Source organism: Paenibacillus sp. FSL H7-0716, from assembly GCF_038002705.1.
GTDB classification, from domain to species: domain Bacteria; phylum Bacillota; class Bacilli; order Paenibacillales; family Paenibacillaceae; genus Paenibacillus_AQ; species Paenibacillus_AQ odorifer.
This window is the reverse complement of sequence record NZ_JBBODA010000025.1, coordinates 76849-83217: the sequence shown is the minus strand read 5'-3', so window position 1 is coordinate 83217 and position 6369 is coordinate 76849. Positions and strand designations below refer to the sequence as shown.

Below are 6369 nucleotides of genomic sequence, written 5' to 3'. Positions count from 1 at the left end.
TAGCACCAGCACTAGACCTACGCCGCCCTTCCACACCTACCAGCACTAGACCCTGCACCAGCCACCAACACAGCCCAACTCCAGTTACTCAAGGTCTTCTCAAACAAATAAGCGGTCGCTCGGATGTTTATCCCGAGCGACCGCTTATTTTATCACAACCCCTTATATACTCTTACGTCCTAACTTGATCCCACCATTACATTACATGACGTGACTCTACAGTTAGAGTCATTTTTTGCGCGTTCCATCATTTCTACGACGGTATAGAACAGCCCCAGCTATAGCTACTAGAACGATAATTATTCCACTAATCCCCACATTAACAAGTGGAAAGGAATCACTGTCCGCAGCGGGGTCCCCCGCTTGATCAGGCTCATTACTCCCTGCTCCTGACTCCGGTGAATTATTCGGGGTTACCTCCGGAGAAGCGGTAGGCGTCGTTGCCGAAATACCCGGCCCCAGCTCTTTTAGATCCACTGAGTCAGCGGTTAGCCGCTTAGTTCGACTGCATAAACTAGCCTCCAGATTACCAGAGTCTCCACCGTCTCTAGCATAAGCATAGACAATGTAACTTTCCCCTTCCACAAACTCAAAGCCGCAGCTTGCAGAAGATAAAGCCGTAGTCAATGTAACTTGGTTTCCCTCGACCCCTTTCCAGCTGGAATCCACCTCAAAGGTTACCTTTACTGGATCAGCAGAAGAAATTATGTTCCCCTGAGACGGCTCCTTCATGTCCACTACTTTCCCGACAAAGACAGCTGTACTTTTCTCAAGAGCTTCCAGTGGCTCCGCAGGCATAACACAGGAACAAGCGTAAGTGACTGAGGGCCGCACCGTCAGCAAAGCCGTAAATATTAATAGGACACCTAGAAATATCATCATTGGACTTCGGAAATTGATCTTTCGCACTTTGATCTTTCGCACTTTGATAACCCCCTTCTTTACCTTACAGACGGAGCAAACGTGGAAAGTGTTACAGGAATTCCCAAACAAGTGATACAAGTTTACCCGGGAGCAATTCCCCTAATCCTCTTTTTAATTCCTCTAATCTTCTTCTTTAATTCCTCTAATCCTCTTTAACTCCTCATATCCTCTTCATTAATCCCCCATACCTGCTGTACCACTCACAGACTGTGCGCGATCCCAATCAAACGCTGTATTCCTTCGCGCAGCACCCCTTCGCTTGCAAAGGAATAACTTAGGCGAAGCCTTAACTTCATTTCCCCCAGTGGATCAAATAACTCCCCAGGAACAAAAGCGATCGACTGCGCCATACTTGAAGCAAACAGGCGATCCATCGTAAGATGCTCCGGTAGTTTCACCCATAGATTTAATCCGCCTTGCGGAGTCGTCCATTCCCAGCCAGTTCCCGCCAGCTCCTCTTCCACGATTTCCTTATGCACTTGAAGCGCAATGCGCAGCTTACCGAGATGCTGTTGCAAGCGTGGGGAGGTGTAGTAATGTAGAAATATTTTTTGATTCAGCAGCGGAGTGCCATTGTCCGCGAGTGATTTGGCCGTGATTAGACGCTCCATAAATGGATATCGGCAAGCCACCGCACAGATTCGTAAGCCAGGGGCTACATATTTACTGAAGCTGCTGATATAGATCACCCACCCCTCCGTATCATAAGCAAAAAAGGGCGGCGGCGGCTCCTCATCAAAATACATATCGCGGAACGGGTCATCCTCCACCAGTAAACAGCGATAACGTTCGGCCAGTTCTACCAACAGCTTGCGTTGTTGCACAGGTACCGTGTATCCAGTTGGATTGTGATGCGTTGGATTAATGTAGAACATACGCGGCTTATGCTTTTTCATCAAAGCTTCTACTTCCTCCAGATCATATCCCTCCGGAGTGATCTCTACCGGGACCAACCGTGCCCCCTCCCGGCGAAAAATATCCATAGCAACACTATAAGTAGGCCGCTCCACAAGCACCGTATCCAGAGGACCAAGTACAATCCGGGCAATCAGATTGATCGCCTGCTGCGCACCCGAGGTAATAAGCAGCTCTTCCGAAGTTAACTGCAGCCGATGTTGCTTCCGAAAGTGGTGGCTTAACGTCTCACGCAGCTCGTTATCCCCCTGGACCGAGGCATACGTTCCCATTACCTTGGGATATAGATCGAACACTTTTTTGACATAGTCAGATAGAAAAAGATTCGGCAGCAGCCCCGGATCAATCAGCGCCTGCGAGAACTGATACTTAACTGGCACTCTCTGAATATCAGACAGCGGATTAGTGAGCGCATAAGCCGATACTGCGGCTCCTACTTCAATAGCAGGAAGCGAGATTATGGGTGCCACGTAATATCCTGATTTATCTTTTACATAAACCTTTCCATCCTCCGTCAACCGTCTGTACGCTTTGAATACGGTCAGTCGATGTACCTTAAGCTCCTCCGCCAGCAGCCGTATAGAAGGAAGCTTATCATGTGCGACCCACTCCCCTCGCTCCATGCGATTTAATAGAAATTCATAGACCTGCCGAAACAAAGGATGATTATGCTCCGCTCCCACAACCTTTTTCATCTGGCTACAACTCCTCTCCGAACAACCTTGTAATCATATTGTACACGATTTCTGAATTAATCTGTTCTACTCAAGGCAATCTGTTCTGTCCCCTCCCCTATATGATTAACAAAATGCCAGCTTATAAATTTTTATATTTTATAAAGCACAAAAAAGGGGACTTTTAAAATGATCTTATTTGCTTATGCACTTGTATGTCTGATCTTCGGCACGACCTTTCTAGCTATCAAAATCGGCGTAGATGCCGGTGCGCCTCCTTTTTTTTCAGCGGGCTTAAGATTTTTTGTCGCGGGCGCTGTTCTATTCCTATGGATGGTCTGGAAACGTAAAGCCAGCTTCTCCTTGCTGTTGCGCAAAGAAATGTTGTTCACCGGGTCTGCTCTAACCTTCGGCACCTTCGCGGGTCTCTACTGGGCTGAACAATATGTTTCTTCAGGGCTTGCAGCTGTACTCTCTGCCACTGGACCGATCATGATCCTGCTGCTCCAAACCTCTATTCTTCGGCAAAAAGCACCCGCCATCTCCCTATATGGCTGCATCATCGGCTTCACTGGCGTACTGCTGCTGGTTCTCCCCAATCTCGCCGTTGATATTTCACCACTGTGGCTCATCGGTTGCGCCGTAGTCCTAATTGGAGAGTGTTGCTATGCTGTAGGTGCGATTTACTCCAAAAAAGTAATTAACAGTATGCCCGAGGTCTCACCGATTGCGCTAAATGCGGCTCAAATGATGTATGGCGGTGCGCTGTTATTCATTCTTTCTTTTGCCACGGAAAAAGTACATCCTGCATTTCTCTTCTCATTCGAGACAGCAGGTTCACTGCTCTATCTCACAGTTATCGGCTCCATGGTCGGCCATACCTTGTTCTACTGGCTCGTAGCTAAGACCAACCCAGTGTTTCCTTCTACCTGGCTTTATATTTCTCCACCGATTGCGGTGGGTGTAGGCTTTTTCTTTTACAAGGAGTCCGTATCTTGGATTACAATTCTCGGAGTGTTCACCATCATTGCCGGAACAATCCTAGTGAATGCTGATGCTTTAAAGCAATTACTGCAAAAAAAGAAGATCAACACTATTGCGTTAAAAAAATCAAATATATGACGTACTATATATTGCATTTATGACCACTATTGCGTATTATATAAACAAGTTAAATTAAACACAGCTAAATATGACTCATATATGAAAGGAGGATTCGCTTAACGGCGCTTCTTTTCTAAAGAGGAATGCCTTTTTATCGGAAGTGGAGGGAATTGTGATCGAACTGACATCACGTCAAATAGAGATTATCGATATCGTTAACAAAAGAGCTCCGATTACCGGCGAACAGATTGCCGAAAGTTTGAATCTTACCCGGCCTACAATTCGCTCGGATCTGTCTGTTTTGGTTATGCTCAAATATATCGACGCCAAGCCGAAGGTCGGGTACTTCCCAGGATTGAAATCATCCAGTCGTCAGGGAAGCGGTTATCTGCTGCAGGAAACGATGGTCAAAGAAATTCAAAGTGTACCTATAGTTATCCGTGAGACCACAACTATTCAAGATGCCGTAGTTACGCTTTTTCTACAAGATGTAGGCACTCTTATTATCTGTGACGAAGAGGGTAAACTCACGGGCGTTGCTTCACGTAAGGATTTCCTAAAGGTAACCTTGGGCAACCCCGGTGCAGTCTCCATGCCCGTAAGCATGGTTATGACGCGCCAGCCCAAAGTGGTCACAACTTCACCAGATGAGCCGGTGCTTGAAGCTGCACATAAGATGATTTTTCACGAGGTAGACAGTTTGCCGGTGGTTGTTCCCAGCGCCGCTGAAGACGGCGGTACAAAACTGGATGTGGTAGGACGTTTAACAAAAACCTCCATCATCAAACTTCTCCTCGAACTTGAAGCCAAAGGATAACAGGAGGAACCCATGAGCATCGAGCAATCTTCCAACTTAATAACGATATGCTCGGATTCTATAGGAGATACGGCAGAGGCTGTCGTGCAGGCCGTTATTCACCAATTTCAGAATCAGCAGGTCACCATTAAAAGATACGGCAATATTAGGCATGAAGACGAGCTACGCAAGCTTATGGAAGAAGCAGCTCAGCATCAAGGTTTTGTCGCCTATACATTAGTGCAGCCAGAATTAAGAGAAATGATCCGCGAGGAAGCGGTACGTCTTGATTTGCGGATCGTTGATATCATGGGCCCTATGATGCAGGCCTTCATTGATACCTTCGACGATGCTCCTCAGCAGCGGCCGGGTCTTCTCCACCAGCTCGACGAGAATTATTTCCGCCGCATAGAAGCTATAGAATTCACCGTCGCCTGTGATGACGGCCGTGATCTGGGTGCCATGCTCAAAGCCGATATCGTTCTGCTGGGCATGTCCCGTACTTCAAAGACACCGCTTAGTATCTTTTTAGCCCATAGAGGAAAAAAAGTCGTTAACTATCCGATTATCCCGGAGATTGGTCCTCCACAAGAACTATTAAGCTTGCCGCCGAACCGGCTTATCGGATTAACCATGAAACCCGAGTACATGCTGAAGGTCCGCTCTGAGCGGCTTAAGGTTCTCGGATTACCGACAGGCTCCCAATATGCAAGTCTGGAGCGGATCACCGAAGAGATGGAATACGCCACTTCATTGTTCAACAAGCTGGGCTGTCCTGTAATTGATATTACTGACAAGGCTATAGAAGAAACCGCTGGTATTATTATGGGTTATATCTAAATTTCAGTTTACAAAATATATAGAATGCACTGGAGGGAATTAGAATGGAGCGCGAACTGGCCCTTGAGATTGTACGGGTAACTGAACTAGGTGCTTTATCCTCGGCTCGTTGGATTGGGCGGGGCGATAAAAATGCGGCAGATGATGCAGCCACGACTGCGATCCGTTCCATGTTCGATTCTGTGTCCATCGACGGAACTGTTGTGATTGGTGAAGGAGAGATGGATGATGCTCCAATGCTCTATATTGGTGAGAAAGTCGGGAACCAAAAAGGTCCCTCTGTCGATGTAGCCGTCGATCCACTCGAAGGAACTGAGGTTGTTGCCTGCGGCCTGCATAATGCGCAATCTGTTATTGCTATAGCAGATAAAGGCAGCCTGCTGCATGCCCCGGACATTTATATGGAGAAGTTAGCCTGCGGGCCCGAGCTTGCCGGTAAGCTTAGACTCGAGGACCCTGTAGAGATCACTCTGCAAAAAGCCTGCCATTACACTGGCAAATCCCTCTCCGAGTTAACCGTAATGGTGCTGGATCGCAAACGGCATGAGCAGCTGATTAATAGCCTGCGTGAAGCCGGGGTACGAATTAAGCTGCTTGGTCACGGAGATGTCGCTGGCGCTATTGCGGCTGCACTGCCAGACAGCGATGTCGATTTATATATGGGTTCCGGTGGAGCACCGGAAGGTGTTCTTGCTGCCGCTGCACTGAAATGCCTTGGTGGTGAAATGCAGGGCAGATTGCTCCCGGATGGACCCATAGAGCTGCAGCGCTGTGTACGCATGGGAATTGCCAATCCAACGCGAGTGCTATACATGGAAGACATGGTTGGCACGGGCGACGTCCTCTTTGCCGCCACGGGTGTAACGTCAGGTGAATTCCTGAACGGTGTCCGTTTTATCGGCAAAGAACGCGCGGAGACACATTCGGTAATCATGCGGGCACAGAGCCGGACAATCCGCTATATCCGCAGCATTCATTTCCTGCCAGGAAAAGAAATACCGGCTGCGCAGACCGTTAGACAAAATGCTGTGTCTCTATAAAACCACAAAAAACAGGCTATCTCACTAGCAGTATCCTTTGCTAGTGAGATAGCCTGTTTTGTTTTTTTACACTGAA

Annotated in this window: 6 protein-coding genes; 4 read left to right on the top strand and 2 right to left on the bottom strand. The window is 47.7% G+C overall.

Features of this window, described 5'->3' with window-relative positions; all coding sequences use genetic code 11:
• Nucleotides 1-228: 228 nt before the first annotated feature.
• On the bottom strand, nt 229-924 hold the full coding sequence (locus tag MHH60_RS24915) for a hypothetical protein (RefSeq protein ID WP_081389192.1): 696 nt from the start codon (nt 922-924) through the stop codon (nt 229-231).
• 200 nt (nt 925-1124) lie between these two features.
• A complete protein-coding gene (locus MHH60_RS24910) occupies nt 1125-2534 on the bottom strand; it encodes an aminotransferase-like domain-containing protein (RefSeq protein ID WP_076138716.1) in 1410 nt (469 codons plus the stop codon).
• 168 nt (nt 2535-2702) lie between these two features.
• Here MHH60_RS24910 and MHH60_RS24905 point away from each other — a divergent pair, with 168 nt between their 5' ends.
• The 4 genes from MHH60_RS24905 (at nt 2703) to glpX (ending at nt 6293) form a co-directional block, all read left to right on the top strand.
• Complete coding sequence (locus tag MHH60_RS24905) at nt 2703-3635, top strand: DMT family transporter (RefSeq protein WP_076138715.1); 933 nt, start codon at nt 2703-2705, stop codon at nt 3633-3635.
• Nucleotides 3636-3789: 154 nt separating this feature from the next.
• A complete protein-coding gene (locus MHH60_RS24900; protein ID WP_081383827.1) occupies nt 3790-4434 on the top strand; it encodes a helix-turn-helix transcriptional regulator in 645 nt (214 codons plus the stop codon).
• A 12-nt stretch (nt 4435-4446) separates the two neighbouring features.
• Nucleotides 4447-5253, top strand: coding sequence for a pyruvate, water dikinase regulatory protein (locus MHH60_RS24895; protein ID WP_036676442.1), 807 nt, complete (start codon nt 4447-4449; stop codon nt 5251-5253).
• A gap of 44 nt (nt 5254-5297) precedes the next feature.
• Nucleotides 5298-6293, top strand: coding sequence for a class II fructose-bisphosphatase (gene glpX, locus MHH60_RS24890; protein WP_036676445.1), 996 nt, complete (start codon nt 5298-5300; stop codon nt 6291-6293).
• Nucleotides 6294-6369 lie beyond the last annotated feature (76 nt).